Below are 17,315 nucleotides of genomic sequence, written 5' to 3'. Positions count from 1 at the left end.
GGTCGCGGCACCCGCACCGGTCGTGGCACCCGCACCGGTCGCCGCACCCGAACCCGTCGCTGCACCCGCACCGGTGTTCGCGCCCACACCGGTCGCGGCACCCGTTGCTGCTGCGGCTCCTGCCGCTGCACCCGTCGCCGCCCCGGCACCTGCCGCTTCCCCCGTGGTCGCGCCGGAGCCGGCCGTCTCCCGCGGATCGCACGCGGGAACATCCGGCTACGTCACCCCCATCGTCCGCAAACTCGCGAACGAGGCCGGTGTCGATCTGTCCCGCGTGGTCGGAACCGGTGTCGGTGGACGCATCCGCAAGGAGGACATCGCGCTCGCCCAGGCCAGCGCTCCCGTCGGGACGGCTGCAGCAACAGCTCCGGCCGTGGAGGTTTCCGCCCTGCGCGGGACCACCCAGCCCATGTCGCGTCTGCGCAAGGTCGTCGCCGAGCGCGCCGTCATCTCGATGCAGTCATCGGCTCAGCTGACCACGGTGGTCGAGGTCGACGTCACCCGGGTCGCGGTTCTTCGCGACCAGGTGAAGGCCGATTTTCACGCCAAGACGGGCAACAAGCTGTCCTTTCTGCCGTTCTTCGCTCTCGCTGCAGCCGAGGCACTTCAGGCCAACCCAATCATCAACGCCACCATCGACGGCGACACGATCGTGTTCCCGAGCCAGGAGAACATCAGCATTGCGGTCGATACCGAACGCGGCCTGCTGACCCCGGTCGTGCGCAACGCGGGCGAGCTCGATCTGGCCGGATTCGCCGCTCAGATCGCCGACCTCGCCCAGCGCACCCGCGACAACAAGCTCAAGCCCGACGAACTGTCTGGTGGAACGTTCACACTGACCAACACCGGTTCGCGCGGTGCGCTCTTCGACACCCCGGTCGTCTTCCTGCCGCAGAGCGCCATCCTCGGCACCGGGGTTGTCTACAAGAAGCCCATCGTCGTCAGCCAGGGTGGCCTCGACGCGATCGCGATCCGCTCGACCGTGTTCCTGGCTCTGTCCTATGATCACCGCATCATTGACGGCGCGGATGCTTCACGCTTCCTCGTCACCATGAAGCAGCGTCTCGAGGCAGGTGCCTTCGAAGCAAACCTCGGCATCTAGTCGATGTCGTCCGTGAGACCGGACCTTGACTAGTAGTCGAAAATATCCCTGATTCGCCAGCCGGCCTCGCCCTTGATCACAAGGACCGAGGCCGGCTGTCGTTCTGCATCCGGGGCCTGAAGCGACACGAGCGCGACATCCCCCATTCGCTCCACCAGAACCGCCGCCCACGACGACCAATCCTCGAATTCGGCGACCTCGTCGCCCTGTTGCATCATGCGCAGGGTGAAGCTGTCGGCCGCCAGAGCCGCCGATTGCGCCTGGTGCACGGCATCGAGGCAGACCACCGAAACCTCCGCAAGGCACCGGCTGCGGACCCGCAGCAGGGCAGGAAGCGCGACCACCGGGTCGTCGCCGGTCACCACGGCTTCCTCTCGGGGGGACCCGTCACCGCCTACTTCGTCGCCGTCAGCGGTGGTCGACTCGGCCGGCTTTGAGGAGCCCTCCGGCCGCGCTCCGTCGGTGTGCGCGGATCCACCCGCGGCCAGCGCCGTCACCGCCAGTCCCGTACTCAACAGGGCCACGAGGGCCACGAGGAGCAGCGGCCCACGGCGGAGGCGGAACCGCCGGCCCAGCAGCGACTTCAGCCCACCGGTCGGGTGACCTTCCCACAGCCGGCGAACCGCCGTGCGAGCACGCGAGACCCGGCTGCCGAGCATCCGTTTGGCTCGGGGATCCTCTGCGGCAAGGCGGACCTTCTCCGTGGGAGCACGTCCGACGAAATCGCCAATCAGAGGTCTCCGGAGCCAGTCGACGGCCGGTTGCGGCCCGCTGACGGCCTCGGGGCTCCGACCCAGCCTCACCGGCACGGCCTCGGCCCAGGCGAACAGGAGATGCTCGACCTCGCCCCAGGTGCAGGCCGCCGAGCCAGCGGCCGGCACCGCGCACCACCGTTCCAGGTCGCGGAGGACCGTCGGGACCGGCACGACGGGATCGACGTGGTCGAGCACCGTCCGGATGACCTGCGCGAGCCGGCCGTGCACCAGGGCGAGCGCCTCGGACCGCCCGCGACCGGCCTCGGGCAGCGCCCGGAGCTCTCCCAGCCCGGTCAGGACCGGGCGCCCGCTGGAGTCGAAGAGAATGCTCGCGAGGCTGACGGCCGGATGGATCAGGCCGATGGCCTGCAGCTCCGCCAATGCGGCCGCGATCGGGGCCAGGATCGTGACCGCCTCCCCGGGAAGCAAGTGACTGCGGCCCTCCAGAAAGCCGCTCAGCGACCCGCCCGTGAGCTGTTCCAGTACGAGGCAGGTGCGGCCATCGGCCAGGGTGCCGACATCGACGAGCGTGGTCAGCCGTCCGACCGTCAGGGTGGTCAGGGCTTGGACCTCCCGTTCGATCGAGAGGTCCTCCGTTCCCGGATGGAAGACCTTGAGCACGACGGACGTCGTGGAGCCACCCTGCTCCCACCCCCGCGCCTCGTCCCCGGTCGAGGTCGACGGGGACGGCGCCACGCCCACATACAGGTCGGACCGGTCGGTTGACGCCAAGCGCCGCAGAACGCGGTAGCCTGCGACCAATGCGGGGCCGCCGCCGGATACCGAGCCGGTCGAGTGGGGCAGGGACGCGGGCCCCGGATTGCGGACGCGTCGACCGCGAGTTCTCATACCGGACATGCTGGCCTCGCCGCTCCCCTCCCGGCCGACCCGGACTCGGTTCGGGGACAACCGGGCCGCCAACCTCGTGGGGAGGAACGCCGGGGTTTAGGATGAGTGCATGCTCGACTTTGTCGTCGCGGGGCTAAGCGCCAACTCCGTGCCGTATGTTGAGGGCCTTGAGCTCCAACGCGCAGTCCACCGTTCCGTCGTCTCCGGGGAGAGGCCGGACACCGTCATCTTTCTCGAACATCCGAGCGTGTATACCGCCGGGAAGCGCACAGCTCCCGAGGAGCGTCCCCGAAACGGAATCCCCGTCATCGACGCGGACCGCGGTGGGAAGATCACCTGGCACGGCCCCGGGCAGCTGGTCGGGTATCCGGTCACTCGCCTCCGGGAGCCCGTCGACGTCGTCGGCTACGTGCGCCTCCTCGAGGGGATCCTCATCGACGCCCTCCTGGGCTTCGACATCGTCGGCTGCCGAATCTCGGGCCGTTCAGGAGTCTGGGTCGGCCCGGAGGGCCGGGAAGACAAAATCGCCGCCATCGGAATCCGCGTCGCGGAAGGAGTGACCATGCACGGCTTCGCCCTCAACTGCAACAACTCGCTCGAACCCTACGACCACATCATCGCCTGCGGGATCAAGGACGCCGGCGTCACCACCATCTCGAGAATGGTCGGCCACGACGTGAACCCGGCCGACCTCATCACCCCCATCACGGCCCAGTTCGAGACCGTCTGGGCGGTGTCCGCATGAGCGCGGCGCCCGAGGGACGCAAGATGCTCCGCCTTGAGATCCGCAATATGGAAACGCCGATCGAACGTAAGCCCGCCTGGATCAAGACGGTGGCGAAGATGGGACCGGAGTACCGCAAGCTCCAAAACCTGGTGAAGGGCGAAAACCTGCACACCGTGTGCCAGGAGGCCGGCTGCCCTAACATCTTCGAATGCTGGGAAGACCGCGAGGCGACCTTCCTGATCGGCGGGTCACAGTGCACGAGGCGGTGCGACTTCTGCCAGATCGATACCGGCAAACCTGCCGAGTACGACACGGATGAGCCGCGCCGCGTCGCGGAATCCGTCGTCAAGATGAATCTGCGCTACGCCACGGTGACGGGCGTCGCCCGCGACGACCTGCCCGACGAGGGCTCCTGGCTCTACGCGGAGACCATCCGGCAGATCCACCAGCAGAGTCCCGGAACCGGCGTTGAGATTCTGGTCCCGGACTTCTCCGGCAACCCGGACCACCTCGGCGAGGTCTTCTCCGCCCAGCCCGAGGTCTTCGGCCACAATGTGGAGACCGTCCCGAGAATCTTCAAGCGAATCCGGCCGGCATTCCGCTACGAACGGTCCCTGGACGTCCTCACCCAGGGCCGCGATGCGGGACTTATCACGAAATCGAATCTGATCCTGGGCATGGGTGAGGAGCGCGCGGAGGTCAGCCAGGCCCTCCAGGACCTGCACGACGCCGGGACCGACATCATCACGATCACCCAGTATCTGCGGCCGAGCGCGCGTCATCTGCCCGTGGCCCGCTGGGTGAAGCCGGAGGAGTTCGTCGAACTCAAGGAGGAAGCCGAGGCCATCGGTTTCCTTGGTGTGCTCTCCGGCCCGCTTGTGCGCTCGTCCTATCGGGCGGGCCGGCTCTGGGCCCAGTCCATGCTGGCGACCGGTCGCGAGGTTCCGCCGCAACTGCGCCACCTGGCGGACGCATCCCTCGGCTTCGCGCAGGCGGTCTCCTGATCAAAAATCGGTCACGAGACATTCGGGTGACTGGGTAGTCTTGGAACCATGGCACGCAGCAAGGACAAGACTCCCCGCCCCCCCAAGAAGCCCGGCCGCATGAAGCAAATGTGGCAGGTGTTCCAGATGACACGCCGCTACGACAAGAAGATCGTGTTGTTCATGGTTCTCGGCTTCGTGGTGCCCGTCGCGGTCGCGCTGGGACTTGCCCTTATTCTGTCCCCCGGGAGCATCCTCAACATCGTCTTGTGGACAATTTCGGGTGTGCTCACCGGAATCCTCGCCATGCTCATCATCCTGGGCCAGCGGGCCGAAAAAGCCGCATACACGCAGATCGAGGGCCAGCCCGGCGCCGTCGGCGCGGTGCTGCGCGGTTCACTGAAGCGCGGCTGGGTGGGAAGTGAGATGCCCGTCGCCGTCAACGGCAAGACCCAGGATGCCGTGTACCGGGCTGTCGGCCGCGGCGGCGTGGTGCTGATCAGTGAAGGGCCGCGCACCCGAACGGCCCGCATGCTCGAGGAAGAGCGCCGGATGGTGACCAGGCTCGGCGGCAGCATCGCCGTCACCATCATCAGCGTCGGCCCCGACGCCGATGCCGTGCCGCTGCACAAACTGGCCCGGCGCCTCACCCGGATCAAGCCCACCCTGACCAAGGCCGAGGTGCTCGCCGTGAACAACCGGTTGAATTCCATGACCAAGAAACTGCCGATCCCCAAGGGCGTCGACCCGATGAAGGCGCGTCCGCAGCGCGGAAACTAGGCACTTCCCCTCGCGGCTCAGGCTAGGAGCGGATGAGCACCGTTCCCGCGACCTTGTCGTGGAAACCGCGCTGGTCCGAGTCCCAGACTAGAGCGGGGACCGCCAGCCCGAGCAGCAGGGACCGCACGACGGGGCGCCACAACCCGACCCAACCCGGCTGGAGCGGGACGACCCGGAGCCCGACCAGACGGTGGCCGATGCTGCCGCCGATGGTCGGGATGAACACGATCTGGAGCCCCACGAAAATGGCGGTCACAGCGAAGCCGTTGACCACGCCGCTCGTGCTGAAGAACAGTGCCGCCGCCCCGTAGGCCAGGGCCCAGTCCAGCGCGAGGGCGCCGATCCTGCGGCCGACGCGCCCCACGGATCGGGTTCCCTCGTTCGGCAGGCCGAGGCGCTCCCCCGGCCAACGGCTCGGTGGAAGTTGTCCAAAAGTGGTCGAATTCGAGGCTGCGGCAGACACGGGCTGAGTCTACCGAGCGGGCCCCGCTGTAACATGTGTGAAACATAAGCGTCACTGCCGGGTAATGGCATCCCAGTAGCCTCAAAGGAGCCGCAGCGCGCGACTTACACGTTCTATGCCCACGTCGTTTGGAGAAAAAACCGCATGTTCCGCGATTCGTCAGAAGTGCTCAAGTTCATCAAAGACACGGACGTCAAGTTCCTTGACATCCGTTTCACCGATTTGCCGGGTGTTCAGCAGCACTTCAACATCCCCGCGTCGACCGTCGATGAGGAGTTCTTCACGGTCGGGCAGATGTTCGACGGTTCGTCGATCCGCGGTTTCGCGTCGATCCACGAATCCGACATGCAGCTGATCCCGGACGTGACCACGGCCTACATCGACGCGTTCCGCACCGAGCGCACCCTCATCATGCTTTTCGACATCTACAACCCGCGCAACGGCGAGATCTATTCGAAGGACCCGCGTCAGGTTGCCAAGAAGGCCGAGAAGTACCTGGCTTCGACCGGGATCGCGGACACCGCATTTTTCGCTCCGGAGGCCGAGTTCTACATCTTCGACGATGTTCGCTACGAAGTGAACCAGCACTCCAGCTTCTACTCCGTGGACTCCAGCGAGGGTGCCTGGAACTCGGGCAAGGAAGAGGTCGGCGGGAACCTCGCCAACAAGACGCCTTTTAAGGGCGGCTACTTCCCCGTCAGCCCGGTCGACCAGCACGCCGACCTGCGCGACGACATCTGCCTCAAGCTGATTGACGCCGGACTCATCCTGGAACGCAGCCACCACGAGGTCGGCACCGGCGGCCAGGGCGAGATCAACTACCGCTTCGACACCATGGTGCACGCAGCCGACGATCTGCTCAAGTTCAAGTACATCGTCAAGAACACCTCGGCCGAGTGGGGAAAGACCGCCACCTTCATGCCGAAGCCTCTGTTCGGCGACAACGGCTCCGGCATGCACACGCACCAGTCACTGTGGGCCGACGGCAAGCCCCTTTTCTACGACGAGTCCGGCTACGGCGGACTGTCCGACCTCGCCCGCTGGTACATCGGTGGTCTGCTCAAGCACGCACCGGCCGTACTCGCCTTCACAAACCCGAGCGTCAACTCCTACCACCGTCTGGTGCCGGGGTTCGAAGCTCCCGTCAACCTCGTCTACTCGGCGGGCAACCGTTCTGCGTCCATCCGGATCCCGATCACGGGCACCAACCCGAAGGCGAAGCGCATCGAGTTCCGCGCTCCCGATGCCTCGGGCAACCCGTACCTCGCCTTCGCCGCCCAGCTGATGGCCGGCCTGGACGGCATCAAGAACCGGATCGAACCGCACGAGCCGGTCGACAAGGACCTCTACGAGCTGCCGCCCGAAGAGGCCAAGAACATCCCGCAGGTTCCCGCGTCGCTCGGCGAGGCCCTCGTAGCCCTCGAGAACGACCACGACTTCCTGCTTGCCGGCAACGTCTTCACGCCCGAACTGATCGAAACCTGGATCGACTACAAGCGTGAGATGGAAATCAAGCCGCTCGCGCAGCGTCCGCACCCGTTCGAGTTCGAGCTCTACTACGGCGTCTAGACCGTAGCCCCGGCAACCGGCCTGGTATAGGCAGGAGGACCTCATCCCCTCGGGGATGCGGTCCTCCTGCCTATACCGGACCTACCCGCCGAAGGGGCCGGCGCGCTCCACCGGCCCGTAGAACAGGCGCTCGAACACCGCGCGGGCGCGGCGGGTCACCGAGAGGTATTCCTCCTCGAGCTGGTTGGCAGAGCCCGGCGGGTATTCCATCACCCGGGCGACGCCCTCGAGCTGCACGCGGTCGGTCGGGAGGACATCCGCGGTCTTGTTGGTCCAGAGGGTGATCGCGGACCGGCAGCGGGACGCGAAGACCCACGCGGTGGTGAGAGTTTCGGCATCCGTCTCGTTGACCAGGCCCGCGGCGACGGCCGCGCGGAGGGCGCCGAGCGTCGACGAGGTGCGCAGCTCGGCGATGTCGGCCGCATGCTGCAGCTGAAGCAGCTGCACGAACCACTCCACGTCGCTCAACGACCCTCGGCCGAGCTTGAGGTGCCGGTTGGGATCGGCGCCCTGCGGCAGCCGTTCGTTTTCGACTCTGGCCTTGATCCGCTTGACCTCACGGATCGCCTGTTCGCTGATCGATGACGGATACCGCACCTCGTCGGCGACGGCCTCGAAGTCGGCCAGGAGCCGGGCGTCGCCGGCGACTCCTCTCCCCCGCAACAGCGCCTGTGCCTCCCAGGTGAGCGACCAACGCCGGTAGTAGGCCTCGTAGGACTCGAGGGACCTGGCAACGGAACCGTTCTTCCCCTCAGGGCGCAGCCCGATGTCCAGGTCCAGAGGCAGGCGGTTGTCATCAGTGAGCCGCGACAACTCCTTGACGATGAACTTCGCCCGGTCGTGGGCTGCCTCGCCGGTGAGGGTGCCCGGGCGAAAGACGTACATCACGTCGGCATCCGAGCCGAACCCCAGTTCCGAGCCGCCGAACCGGCCCATGCCGATCACGGCGAATTCGATCCCGTCGGCGTCCTGACCGTCTTCGGCACCGTCGAGCGTGGTGCCACGGATGGCGGCGAGCACCCCCTCGATGATGGTGGCGGTGACGTCGGTGAGCCCCGTCGCCAGCTCGTCGATGCTGACCTGGCCCAAAATCGCCGAGAACGCCAGCCGCAGCATTTCGCGGCGCCGGGCCGTGCGCAGGATCGAGGCGGCCGCATCCGGACTCTCGTGCCGTGCCAGCACGGCGCGGGCCTCCGCACGGAGGGTGGCCGCGCTGCGGGGCCGCAGGTCGTCCTCGTCTTCCAGCCAGGCCACGGATTCGGGAATCGTCTCCAGGAGCTCGCCGACGAAACGGGATGAGGACAGCACCCGGGTGAGTCGCTCGGCGGCCCCGGATGAGTCGCGGAGCATGCGCAGGAACCAGTAGGTCGTACCGAGACTGTCGCTCAGGCGCCGGAACGCGAGCAGCCCGTAGTCGGGGTCGGCTCCCTCGGAGAACCATTGCAGCAGCACAGGCAGTAGATTGCGCTGAATCGTCGCCCGTCGGGACACCCCGCCGGTGAGGGCCGCGATGTGACCGAGGGCGCCCTTGGTGTTGCGGAATCCGATGGCGGCCAGCCGGGCCTCGGCCTGGGCGCTGGTGAGGCCCAGCCCGTCCGCGGGAAGCGCGGCCACCGCCGACAGGAGAGGGCGGTAGAACAGGCGCTCATGCAGGCCACGCACCCGGTGCTTGGTGTTCAGCCACCGGACGCTCAGCTGGGCGGCGTTCGGGGCGAGCCCGGTCGCCCGGGCGAGGACGCGCAGGCTCGACTCGTCGCGCGGGACAAGGTGGGTGCGCCGGAGCTTCTCCAGCTGCAGGCGGTGCTCCATCAGCCTCAGGATGCGGTACTCCTGAGCGAACTCGGCCGCTTCAGCGCGCCCGACGTATCCGCTCTCGGCCAGCGCGGTCAGCGCTGGCAGGGTGCCGGCCTGCCGAACCGCCGGATCCGCCTGACCGTGCACGAGCTGCAGAAGCTGCACGGTGAACTCGATGTCGCGGAGGCCGCCGGGGCCGAGCTTCAGCTGCACGGCGACTTCGTCCTCCGGAATGTTCTTGGTGACGCGCTTGCGCATCCGCTGCACGGACTCGACGAAATTCTCCCGGCTGGCACTGGTCCACACCTTCGGGGACACCGCCGCCACATACCGGCCCCCGAGCTCGAGGTCGCCCGCCAGCGGTCTGGCCTTCAGCAGCGCCTGGAACTCCCAGCTCTTCGCCCAACGGTCGTAGTAGGCCAGGTGAGACTCAAGGGATCGCACCAGGGCGCCGGACTTGCCCTCGGGACGGAGGTTCGGGTCCACTTCCCAGAGCTCGGGTTCGACGGCGGGCTGATTCAGGCCCCGCATCAGCAGGATCGCGAGCCGGGTGGCGATATCGACCGCGCGCGGCGCTTCCAGGCCGGCGACCGGGTCACCCTCGGCGACGAAGATCACGTCGACATCGCTGACGTAGTTCAGTTCGCCGGCGCCGGCCTTGCCCATGCCGATCACCGCGAGCCGGGTGGCGCGCACCTCTTCCTCCGGGAATACGCCTCGCCCCGCGACCAGGCCGGTGGACATGCTCCGCGCGACGGCCAAGGAGGCCTCCAGCGCGGCGGCCGCCAGGTCGGCGAGCGTGCGGGCGACGGCGTCCAGGCCCGCGACCGGGTCGGGCTGCTCGAGGTCGTAGGCGGCCAGCTGCGCCAGGCGGCGCCGGTAGCGCACCCGCAGGGCGACCCAGCCCTCATCGTCGACGAGGCTGGCGAACCCGTCCCGCGTACCGACCGCATCCAGCAGGTCCTCGATCAGTTCCGGCAGGTCGGGAAGGGCCGTGAGCGGCTGGGCGAGGACCGTCAATTCCTCCGGATGACGCAGGAAGAACTCGGTCAGTCCGCTCGACGCGCCGACGACCCGCAGCAGCCGCTGGGTCGGCTCCGGGTGCAGCAACAACGCCCGCACCTCGTGCGGCGCCCGGCGCAGCAGCGACACGAGGGCCGCGAGGGCGGCATCCGGGTTGGCCGTCTTGCCGAGCAGCGGCAGCAGGGCGTCCGATTCGGGTCCGCCCAGGTCACCGACCTCGTCCAGCCGAAAACGCACCTCTCGCAGCTCGACGAAGCCTACCCGGGCGAGCTCGGTCAGAGTCAGCTGTTCCCGTGCCATCGGGTCTTGTCTCCCGACCGTTATAGCATCTCGAGGTTCTTGTCGAGCTCGAAGGGAGTGACCTGCGAGCGGTACTCCTTCCACTCCTGGCGCTTGTTGAGCAGCACATAGTTGAACACGTGCTCGCCCAGCGTCTCGGCGACCAACTCGGACTCCTCCATGTACTGGATCGCGTGGTCCAGGCTCGCTGGAAGCTGCCGGTAGCCCAGAGCGCGCCGCTCGGTGTCGCTCAGACCCCACACATTGTCCTCGGCCTCGGGGGGAAGCTCGTAGCCCTCTTCGATTCCCTTGAGCCCGGCGGCCAGCATGAGGGAGTACGCGAGGTACGGATTCGCTGCCGAGTCGATAGCCCGGTACTCGACGCGGGCGCTCTGCCCCTTATTGGGCTTGTACAGTGGCACCCGGATCAGGGCGGACCGGTTGTTGTGACCCCAGCACACGAAGCTGGGGGCTTCGTCCCCGCCCCACAGGCGCTTGTAGGAGTTCACGAACTGGTTCGTGACGGCGGTGATCTCCGGGGCATGCTTGAGCAACCCGGCGATGAACTGGCGACCGGTCTTGGAGAGCTGGTATTGCGCGCCCGCCTCGAAGAACGCGTTGGTGTCGCCCTCGAACAGGGACAGGTGCGTGTGCATTCCTGACCCGGGGTGCTCCGACATCGGCTTCGGCATGAACGTCGCGTAGACGCCCTGCTCGATGGCCACCTCCTTGATGACCGTGCGGAAGGTCATGATGTTATCCGCCGTGGTCAGCGCATCCGCATAGCGCAGGTCGATCTCGTTCTGACCGGGACCTGCCTCGTGGTGGCTGAATTCCACCGAAATGCCAAGGTCTTCGAGCATCCGCACCGACCGGCGGCGGAAGTCGTGGGCTGTGCCGCCGGGAACGTTGTCGAAGTAGCCGGCGTGGTCCACCGGCACGGGGCCGTTCTTGCCATACTTGGACGACTTGAGCAGGTAAAACTCAATTTCGGGGTGGGTATAGAACGTGAAACCGCGGTCGGCTGCCTTGGCCAGCGTGCGCTTAAGCACATTTCGCGGATCGGCGACGGCCGGCTGACCGTCCGGCGTCATGATGTCGCAGAACATGCGGGCGGTCGGGTCGATCTCACCGCGCCAGGGCAGGATCTGGAACGTGGTCGGGTCCGGGTGCGCGAGCACATCCGCCTCGAACGACCGGGTGAGACCCTCGATCGCCGAACCGTCGAAACCGAGACCCTCGGCGAATGCGCCCTCAACCTCTGCGGGTGCGATGGCCACCGATTTGAGGGTGCCGACGACATCCGTGAACCAGAGTCGGATGAACTTGATTCCCCGCTCCTCGATGGTCCGAAGAACGAAGTCGCGCTGCTTGTCCATTCACGCCCTTTCTTGTCGCTCCCTAGGCTACTGTCTGGCGTCGGCTCTCGGGCGAAACCGGCCGCCGATCGGCCTGAACGCGCCTTGACTACACTTGAGGCATGCCAGAGTCGACCGTTCCGGATGAACCCCAGCCCGTCAGCGAGCTGAATCCCTTCGTTTCTGTGCAGTCCGGACCCAAACGGGTGCGCACGCGCCATTTTCACAACGCCAAGCAGCAGGGCATCCCGATAACGGGGCTCACCAGCTACGACATGCTCACGGCCCAGATCTTCGACCAGGCCGGCATCGACTTCCTGCTCGTGGGCGATTCGGCCGGCAACAACGTGTTCGGCTACGAGACCACCCTTCCGGTGACGGTCGACGAACTCATCCCGCTCACCCGGGCCGTCGCGCGCGCCGTGACCCGCGCACTCGTCGTCGCAGACATGCCCTTCGGTTCGTACGAGACCGGCCAGAGCGAGGCCCTGCACACCGCCGTGCGTTTCATGAAGGAAGCGCAGGCCCACGCGGTCAAGCTTGAGGGCGGGGTTCGCAGCCACAAGCAGATCAAGCGCATCGTGTCATCGGGGATCCCCGTGATGGGGCATGTCGGCTTCACCCCTCAGAGCGAGCACGGGCTGGGCGGACATATGATCCAGGGCCGCGGCGAGGCCGCAGATCAGCTGATCGAAGACGCCCTCGCGGTGCAGGACGCCGGCGCCTTCGCGGTCGTGCTCGAGATGGTCCCGGCGACGGTCGCGGCACTGGTCACCGCACGGCTCGACATCCCCACGATCGGGGTGGGTGCTGGGCCCGACGTAGACGGCCAGCTGTTGGTATGGACGGATTTCGCCGGCATGACCGAGGGGCGGGTGCCCCGATTCGTTCGGCAGTACGCCAACCTGCGCGGCGTGCTGACGGATGCTGTGCACCGGTTCAAGGACGACGTCGACTCCGGCGCGTACCCCGGGCCGGAACATAGCTACGAGTAAAACTCGCCGCTCGCGGGACTAGCGGTCGTTCTCGGCCTCTTCCGCGGCCCATTTGGCGCTGTTCGCGCGCAGCTTCTCCAGCGCGTGGACGGCCTCCTCCCGGGTGGCGAACGGCCCGACGCGGTCCGTGGCGGGGGACTGCATCCCCTGTTCGACCGCGCCCGTGCGCATGTTGTACCAGAACTGATGATCGGTGCCTTCGGACATAAGCTTGATCCTATGCCTAAGGATTCTGTTGGTCACCTCCTCCCGGGCGCGGTTTCTCCGCTCCGCTCCGTTCCCCGCCACATCGTGCGCCCAGAGTACGTCGGCAAGGGGATGCCCTCGGCCTTCACAGGATCGGATCTGTACTCCTCCGAGCGCATCGAGCTGATCCGGGAATCAGGCCGGATTGCGGCCGGGGCCATCGAAGCGGTCGCACAGGCCATCCGCCCCGGCGTGACGACAGAGGAACTCGACCGGATCGGCCACGAGTTCATGATCGAGCGTGACGCCTACCCGTCGACGCTCGGCTATCGGGGGTTTCCCAAATCACTGTGTAGTTCCGTGAACGAGGTCATCTGCCACGGCATCCCGGACGACACCGTTCTTGAGAACGGCGACATCGTCAACATAGACATCACCGCCTACAAAAACGGTGTGCACGGCGACACGAACGCCACCTTCATCGTCGGCGAGGCACGGGACGAGGTCAGGCTCCTCGTCGAACGCACCCGGGAGGCTCTCGCCCGCGGTATCAGGGCCGTCGCTCCCGGACGCCAGGTGAACGTGATCGGCCGCACCATCGAGTCCTACGCCAAGAGGTTCGGCTATGGGGTCGTTCGGGACTTCACCGGACACGGCGTCGGCGAGGCCTTCCACTCCGGCCTGATCATCCCGCACTACGACTCCGCTCCCGTCTACGACACCGTGATGGAGGTCGGCATGGTCTTCACGATCGAACCGATGCTCACCCTGGGCGGGACCGACTGGGACATGTGGGCGGATGACTGGACCGTGACGACCCGGGACAAGAGCATCACCGCCCAGTTCGAGCACACCCTCGTGGTGACCGACCGCGGCGCCGAGATCCTCACCCTCTCCTGACAACCGGTAGGTTTTGACTATGAGTTCAACCATGGCCATCGGCATTGACATTGGCGGCACCGGGATCAAGGGAGCGGTGGTCGATCTGTCCACCGGCAAGCTCCTGTCCGATCGCGTGAAGCTTCCCACGCCTAAAGGCGGTCGACCAGCCGACATCATCGAAACGACCAGGACCCTCCTGACAATCGTTTCCGCCGAGGAGGGTGCCGGCGCGCTGCCGGTGGGCATCTGCTTCCCCGCCGTCGTCAAGAACGGCCACACCATGTCGGCCGCCAACGTCTCGGACAAGTGGATCGGCCTCTCCGCCGAGAATCTCTTCCAGAAGGGTCTTGGCCAGCCCATTCACTTCGTGAACGACGCGGATGCCGCCGGCTACGCGGAGGCGCAGTTCGGCGCGGCGAAGGGGGTGAAGGGAGTGGTCATCATGACGACCCTCGGCACCGGAATCGGAACCGCACTGCTCAACGACGGTTTGCTGGTGCAGAACACCGAACTCGGCCATCTGCAGATCGAGGGCGTCGACTACGAAACCAAGGCCGCGTACTCCGCCAAGGAGCGGGAGAACCTGAGCTGGGAAAAATGGGCCGGTCGGCTGCAGAAGTACTACTCGACCTTGGAAGCACTGTTCTCGCCGGACCTCTTCATCGTCGGCGGCGGCGTGTCCAAGCACCACCAGGACTTCCTGCCCCTTCTGCGACTGAAGACAGCCATCATCCCGGCCGTGCATCGCAACAACGCGGGGATCCTCGGGGCCGCCGCACTCGCCGTCAAGCATCAGGACTGACCTGTCCGGAGCGGCAGAGCACCCCGGCGCAGAACCTGGAGGCCGGAAGGTGGAATGGGCCGGCTATTACGCCGGGTTCTGTCCCGATGCCGTAGCACCCTGGACGGCCATCTATCTCGGGACTACGTTGCCGCAGCCCTCTAGCGGTCTACCCGGAAACTCGGCGAGCCGCCTTGGCGTTTCCTGTCTGACCTTGCTCCGGACGAGGTTTACCTAGCCGACCAGGTCACCCTGGCCTCTGGTGGTCTCTTACACCACCGTTTCACCCTTACCACCGGCCGAAACCGGAGGCGGTCTACTTTCTGTGGCACTGTCTCGCGGGTTACCCCGGGTGGGCGTTACCCACCATCCTGCTCTGCGGAGCCCGGACGTTCCTCGGCATCCGCTGACCCGAAGGTAGCGGATGACGCGACCGTCTTGCCGACCCATTCCACAGTCTAGAGTACAGGCCGCCGGCGGGGCCCGGCTCCACCTAGATCCCGGACTCCTGCGTGCGAACCAGGATCGCCCCGCAGTCCGGGCAGAACAGGACCTCGTCGGCCGGCGAGGAACGCACGGCATCGAGGTCGCTGCCGGTGAGCGTCATCGTGCAGCCGCTGCAGGTGCGCGCCCGCAACAGGGCGGCGGCGTTGCCCCGCCCCGTCACGAAGCGCTTCTCGTACAGCGTGGCGAGGTCCTCGGCGACGCTGCCGGCGACGGCTGCCCGGTCCCGGCGGAGTTGGCCGAGCTGCCGGTTCAGATCGGCGAGGCTTTCGTTGCGCGCCTGCTCGGCGTCGTGGATCCGGAGCGCGATCGCGTCCCGCTCCGCCTCCACCGCGGAGACGGTCGCATCGCTCTCCTCGAGCCGTTCCATCACCGCGATCTCGATCTCCTCGAGCGCCAGGAGGCGCTTGCGCAGCGCCGCAAGCTCCGTCTCCAAAGCCTGCACGTCTTTCACCGAGGAAGTGTGCTGAACCCGGTCGGTGTCCCGCGCGATGCGCTTCTCGACCACTTCGACGTCGGATTCGATCCGCGCCAGCTCGGTGCGCACGTCATCACGTTCGCCGGCGCGGGTGCCGAAGGCCATCCGGGTGGTGTCGAACAATGTGGTGAGTTCCCGGATCTCGGCGTGCTGGGGCAGGGCCTTCGTCTGATGCTCGACCTGCTGCAGCCGGATGTCGAGGGCCTGAAGCCGGAGAAGCTCTTTCTGTTCTACTGGGGATGCCTTCACGATGTCCTGACCTTTGCGAATAGAAATATGAACGAGCGTTGGGGGTGGATCCGAACTTCATCGGCAGGCTACTGCACGATCGCGAAGTCCCAGGGATCCGTGCGCAGGGAACTGCTGGTGATGCGCACACCGGGCAGAAGAGCCCGCAGCTGTTCGGCGGCCGGCTCGATCCAGAGCCATTCACTGGCCCAGTGCGACACGTCGATCAGGGCAGGGGTGCCCCCCGACAGCCCGGACTGCTCACGGGCCTCCGACGCCGGGTGGTGACGGAGATCGGAGGTGATATACACATCGGACGCCTGCACGGCGGGATGAGGGAGAAGGGAATCGCCTGCACCACCGCAGAGCGAGACGGTTTCGACGACACTGCCGTACTCCCCCGAGACCCGGACGCCGGTGGCGGTCGCCGGCAGGAGCTGGGCGAGGCGGTGGGCCAGTTGGCCCAGCGTGGTCGGGTGCGCGAGCCGGCCGACCCGGCCGATTCCCGTTCCCGCCGCGGCGCCCGCCGTGATGGGGGTTGCGTCAACGAGGCCGAGTCGGGTGGCGAGGATGTCCGAGACGCCGTCCACGACGACATCCGCGTTGGTGTGGGCCGCAAGGAGAGCGCAATTCGCTCGGATCAGACGACCGATCAGGGCGCCCTTGTAACGGTCTTCGGCGACCGACGTGACGCCGCGCAGCAGGAGCGGATGGTGCACCAGGAGCAGGTCTGCGTCATGTCCGACCGCCTCGTCCACGGTCGCGGAGACGGCGTCCACGGCCAGGTGGATCGATTCGACCGGCTGGCCGGGGTTGCCGCAGACCAGACCCGGGGCGTCCCAGACTTCGGCACCGGACAACGGCCACAGTTCATGGATGATCCGACTTACATCGGCGAGTGAGACGGGCACTTCGCCAGCCTACCGGTGACGAGGCGGTGCGCCCTCCTGACGACGGTTGACCGGAATTCCGAGGAACTGCAAGCGCGGTCACCGCCACCAGAACCAGCCCGAGCCCGGCCCAGCCGGACGGTGGCAACCGCTCGCCGACGATCAGGACCGCCAGCAGCGTAGCCACGAGAGGTTGGACCAGGATGAGGCTGGTCGCCGTGCTGCCGCGGACCGTGCGCGGGCCGCGGCCTAAGAGCAGATAGGCGACGAACATGGGCCCGATCGCGCGAGCAGCCCGAGCAGAACGCCCGGAGGAGCGGACCCGGCGGCCTGGTCCGACTGCCGGCCGGTGATCAGCAGAATCGTGCCGAGCAGAGCCACCAGTGTGCACAGTGTCCAGAGCCGTGTGACTGCCCGGCGCTCCGCCAGGAACTCGATTCCCGCGGCAAAGACGGGCGCAGACCCCAGCGACACGACCGTGCCGACCGCCACCCCGACCAGGTTCATCGCACTGTAGAAAGCGAGCGGGTAGACGACGATGCCGGCGACCCCGGCCAGCACCCAGCGGCGCACGGAGCAGTTTCGGAGGGTTGCCCGGGCGCTTCGGGCGGAAAGCGTGAAGAGCAGCGCGCCGCCCACGGCCATCGTGGCCGCCCTTGGTCGCCAGCGGGCTGACGCTGCCGGGCAGG

At 66.9% G+C, this 17,315-nt stretch carries 17 protein-coding genes and 1 other RNA gene; 8 read left to right on the top strand and 10 right to left on the bottom strand.

All coding sequences use genetic code 11. The features are described 5' to 3' along the window. On the top strand, positions 1-1,102 hold a 1,102-nt coding region (locus CXY81_RS07125), incomplete at its 5' end, for a 2-oxo acid dehydrogenase subunit E2 (RefSeq protein ID WP_104194422.1). Positions 1,103-1,131: 29 nt separating this feature from the next. On the opposite strand, the gene CXY81_RS07120 is transcribed toward CXY81_RS07125, so the two are convergent. Further along, positions 1,132-2,706: a protein kinase gene (locus CXY81_RS07120; RefSeq protein ID WP_158252022.1), complete on the bottom strand. Its 1,575-nt coding sequence runs from the start codon at positions 2,704-2,706 to the stop codon at positions 1,132-1,134. Between the two features lie 109 nt (positions 2,707-2,815). Here CXY81_RS07120 and lipB point away from each other — a divergent pair, with 109 nt between their 5' ends. The 3 genes from lipB to CXY81_RS07105 are packed head-to-tail and all read left to right on the top strand — an operon-like array spanning position 2,816 to position 5,196. Continuing rightward, positions 2,816-3,451 carry a lipoyl(octanoyl) transferase LipB gene (gene lipB, locus CXY81_RS07115; RefSeq protein ID WP_104194418.1) on the top strand — a complete coding sequence of 212 codons (636 nt, stop codon included), beginning with the start codon at positions 2,816-2,818 and terminating at the stop codon, positions 3,449-3,451. Beyond that, positions 3,448-4,437: a lipoyl synthase gene (gene lipA / locus CXY81_RS07110; protein ID WP_104101966.1), complete on the top strand. Its 990-nt coding sequence runs from the start codon at positions 3,448-3,450 to the stop codon at positions 4,435-4,437. The genes lipB and lipA overlap by 4 nt, the downstream gene beginning before the upstream one ends. A 48-nt stretch (positions 4,438-4,485) precedes the next feature. Beyond that, positions 4,486-5,196 carry a DUF4191 domain-containing protein gene (locus CXY81_RS07105; RefSeq protein ID WP_104101963.1) on the top strand — a complete coding sequence of 237 codons (711 nt, stop codon included), beginning with the start codon at positions 4,486-4,488 and terminating at the stop codon, positions 5,194-5,196. Positions 5,197-5,218: 22 nt separating this feature from the next. On the opposite strand, the gene CXY81_RS07100 is transcribed toward CXY81_RS07105, so the two are convergent. Further along, positions 5,219-5,659: an RDD family protein gene (locus CXY81_RS07100; protein WP_104101960.1), complete on the bottom strand. Its 441-nt coding sequence runs from the start codon at positions 5,657-5,659 to the stop codon at positions 5,219-5,221. Between the two features lie 144 nt (positions 5,660-5,803). On the opposite strand from CXY81_RS07100, the gene glnA reads away from it, so the two are divergent. After that, positions 5,804-7,228: a type I glutamate--ammonia ligase gene (gene glnA / locus CXY81_RS07095; protein WP_104194417.1), complete on the top strand. Its 1,425-nt coding sequence runs from the start codon at positions 5,804-5,806 to the stop codon at positions 7,226-7,228. 81 nt (positions 7,229-7,309) lie between these two features. On the opposite strand, the gene CXY81_RS07090 is transcribed toward glnA, so the two are convergent. Together CXY81_RS07090 and CXY81_RS07085 are read right to left on the bottom strand one after the other, a co-directional pair. Continuing rightward, positions 7,310-10,345: a bifunctional [glutamine synthetase] adenylyltransferase/[glutamine synthetase]-adenylyl-L-tyrosine phosphorylase gene (locus tag CXY81_RS07090; RefSeq protein WP_104194416.1), complete on the bottom strand. Its 3,036-nt coding sequence runs from the start codon at positions 10,343-10,345 to the stop codon at positions 7,310-7,312. Positions 10,346-10,365: 20 nt separating this feature from the next. Then, a complete protein-coding gene (locus CXY81_RS07085; protein WP_104101951.1) occupies positions 10,366-11,703 on the bottom strand; it encodes a glutamine synthetase family protein in 1,338 nt (445 codons plus the stop codon). A 101-nt stretch (positions 11,704-11,804) separates the two neighbouring features. Between CXY81_RS07085 and panB the strand changes: the two genes are divergently transcribed. Then, on the top strand, positions 11,805-12,677 hold the full coding sequence (panB, locus tag CXY81_RS07080; protein WP_104171103.1) for a 3-methyl-2-oxobutanoate hydroxymethyltransferase: 873 nt from the start codon (positions 11,805-11,807) through the stop codon (positions 12,675-12,677). An 18-nt stretch (positions 12,678-12,695) separates the two neighbouring features. On the opposite strand, the gene CXY81_RS07075 is transcribed toward panB, so the two are convergent. Continuing rightward, positions 12,696-12,884, bottom strand: coding sequence for an SPOR domain-containing protein (locus CXY81_RS07075; RefSeq protein ID WP_104171102.1), 189 nt, complete (start codon positions 12,882-12,884; stop codon positions 12,696-12,698). A 12-nt stretch (positions 12,885-12,896) separates the two neighbouring features. Here CXY81_RS07075 and map point away from each other — a divergent pair, with 12 nt between their 5' ends. Together map and ppgK are read left to right on the top strand one after the other, a co-directional pair. Further along, complete coding sequence (gene map, locus CXY81_RS07070; protein ID WP_104171101.1) at positions 12,897-13,763, top strand: type I methionyl aminopeptidase; 867 nt, start codon at positions 12,897-12,899, stop codon at positions 13,761-13,763. Between the two features lie 19 nt (positions 13,764-13,782). Beyond that, a complete protein-coding gene (ppgK, locus tag CXY81_RS07065) occupies positions 13,783-14,547 on the top strand; it encodes a polyphosphate--glucose phosphotransferase (RefSeq protein WP_104171100.1) in 765 nt (254 codons plus the stop codon). Between the two features lie 51 nt (positions 14,548-14,598). Here ppgK and rnpB read toward each other — a convergent pair. The 5 genes from rnpB to CXY81_RS16945 all read right to left on the bottom strand — a co-directional run bounded on the left by rnpB (position 14,599) and on the right by CXY81_RS16945 (position 17,271). After that, positions 14,599-14,975: RNase P RNA component class A (gene rnpB / locus CXY81_RS07060), an RNA gene on the bottom strand. A gap of 44 nt (positions 14,976-15,019) precedes the next feature. Continuing rightward, positions 15,020-15,757, bottom strand: a complete 738-nt coding sequence (locus CXY81_RS07055) for a zinc ribbon domain-containing protein (protein ID WP_104171099.1) — start codon at positions 15,755-15,757, stop codon at positions 15,020-15,022. Positions 15,758-15,825: 68 nt separating this feature from the next. Further along, positions 15,826-16,647 (bottom strand): Nif3-like dinuclear metal center hexameric protein, encoded by an 822-nt coding sequence (locus CXY81_RS07050; protein ID WP_104171098.1) that lies wholly within the window; start codon positions 16,645-16,647, stop codon positions 15,826-15,828. Continuing rightward, on the bottom strand, positions 16,607-16,900 hold the full coding sequence (locus CXY81_RS16950; protein ID WP_158252021.1) for a DMT family transporter: 294 nt from the start codon (positions 16,898-16,900) through the stop codon (positions 16,607-16,609). Before CXY81_RS16950 ends, CXY81_RS07050 begins: the two co-directional genes overlap by 41 nt. Next, positions 16,876-17,271: a hypothetical protein gene (locus CXY81_RS16945; RefSeq protein WP_158252020.1), complete on the bottom strand. Its 396-nt coding sequence runs from the start codon at positions 17,269-17,271 to the stop codon at positions 16,876-16,878. The genes CXY81_RS16950 and CXY81_RS16945 overlap by 25 nt, the downstream gene beginning before the upstream one ends. Between the last annotated feature and the right edge of the window lie 44 nt (positions 17,272-17,315).

Origin of the sequence: Cryobacterium sp. M25, assembly GCF_002929635.1 — a bacterium.
Taxonomy (GTDB): Bacteria; Actinomycetota; Actinomycetes; order Actinomycetales; family Microbacteriaceae; genus Cryobacterium; species Cryobacterium sandaracinum.
Note: the sequence above shows the minus strand (reverse complement) of the source record. Positions and strands in the feature narration are given on the sequence as shown.

Excerpts from the sequence above, each read along its gene's own strand:
- lipB (WP_104194418.1), top strand. The coding sequence starts at position 2,816 with ATGCTCGACTTTGTCGTCGCGGGGCTAAGCGCCAACTCCGTGCCGTAT.
- glnA (WP_104194417.1), top strand. The coding sequence starts at position 5,804 with ATGTTCCGCGATTCGTCAGAAGTGCTCAAGTTCATCAAAGACACGGAC.
- CXY81_RS07085 (WP_104101951.1), bottom strand. The coding sequence starts at position 11,703 with ATGGACAAGCAGCGCGACTTCGTTCTTCGGACCATCGAGGAGCGGGGA.
- lipA (WP_104101966.1), top strand. The coding sequence starts at position 3,448 with ATGAGCGCGGCGCCCGAGGGACGCAAGATGCTCCGCCTTGAGATCCGC.
- CXY81_RS07120 (WP_158252022.1), bottom strand. The coding sequence starts at position 2,706 with ATGAGAACTCGCGGTCGACGCGTCCGCAATCCGGGGCCCGCGTCCCTG.
- CXY81_RS07105 (WP_104101963.1), top strand. The coding sequence starts at position 4,486 with ATGGCACGCAGCAAGGACAAGACTCCCCGCCCCCCCAAGAAGCCCGGC.
- ppgK (WP_104171100.1), top strand. The coding sequence starts at position 13,783 with ATGAGTTCAACCATGGCCATCGGCATTGACATTGGCGGCACCGGGATC.
- CXY81_RS07090 (WP_104194416.1), bottom strand. The coding sequence starts at position 10,345 with ATGGCACGGGAACAGCTGACTCTGACCGAGCTCGCCCGGGTAGGCTTC.
- map (WP_104171101.1), top strand. The coding sequence starts at position 12,897 with ATGCCTAAGGATTCTGTTGGTCACCTCCTCCCGGGCGCGGTTTCTCCG.
- CXY81_RS07075 (WP_104171102.1), bottom strand. The coding sequence starts at position 12,884 with ATGTCCGAAGGCACCGATCATCAGTTCTGGTACAACATGCGCACGGGC.
- panB (WP_104171103.1), top strand. The coding sequence starts at position 11,805 with ATGCCAGAGTCGACCGTTCCGGATGAACCCCAGCCCGTCAGCGAGCTG.
- CXY81_RS16945 (WP_158252020.1), bottom strand. The coding sequence starts at position 17,271 with ATGGCCGTGGGCGGCGCGCTGCTCTTCACGCTTTCCGCCCGAAGCGCC.
- CXY81_RS16950 (WP_158252021.1), bottom strand. The coding sequence starts at position 16,900 with ATGTTCGTCGCCTATCTGCTCTTAGGCCGCGGCCCGCGCACGGTCCGC.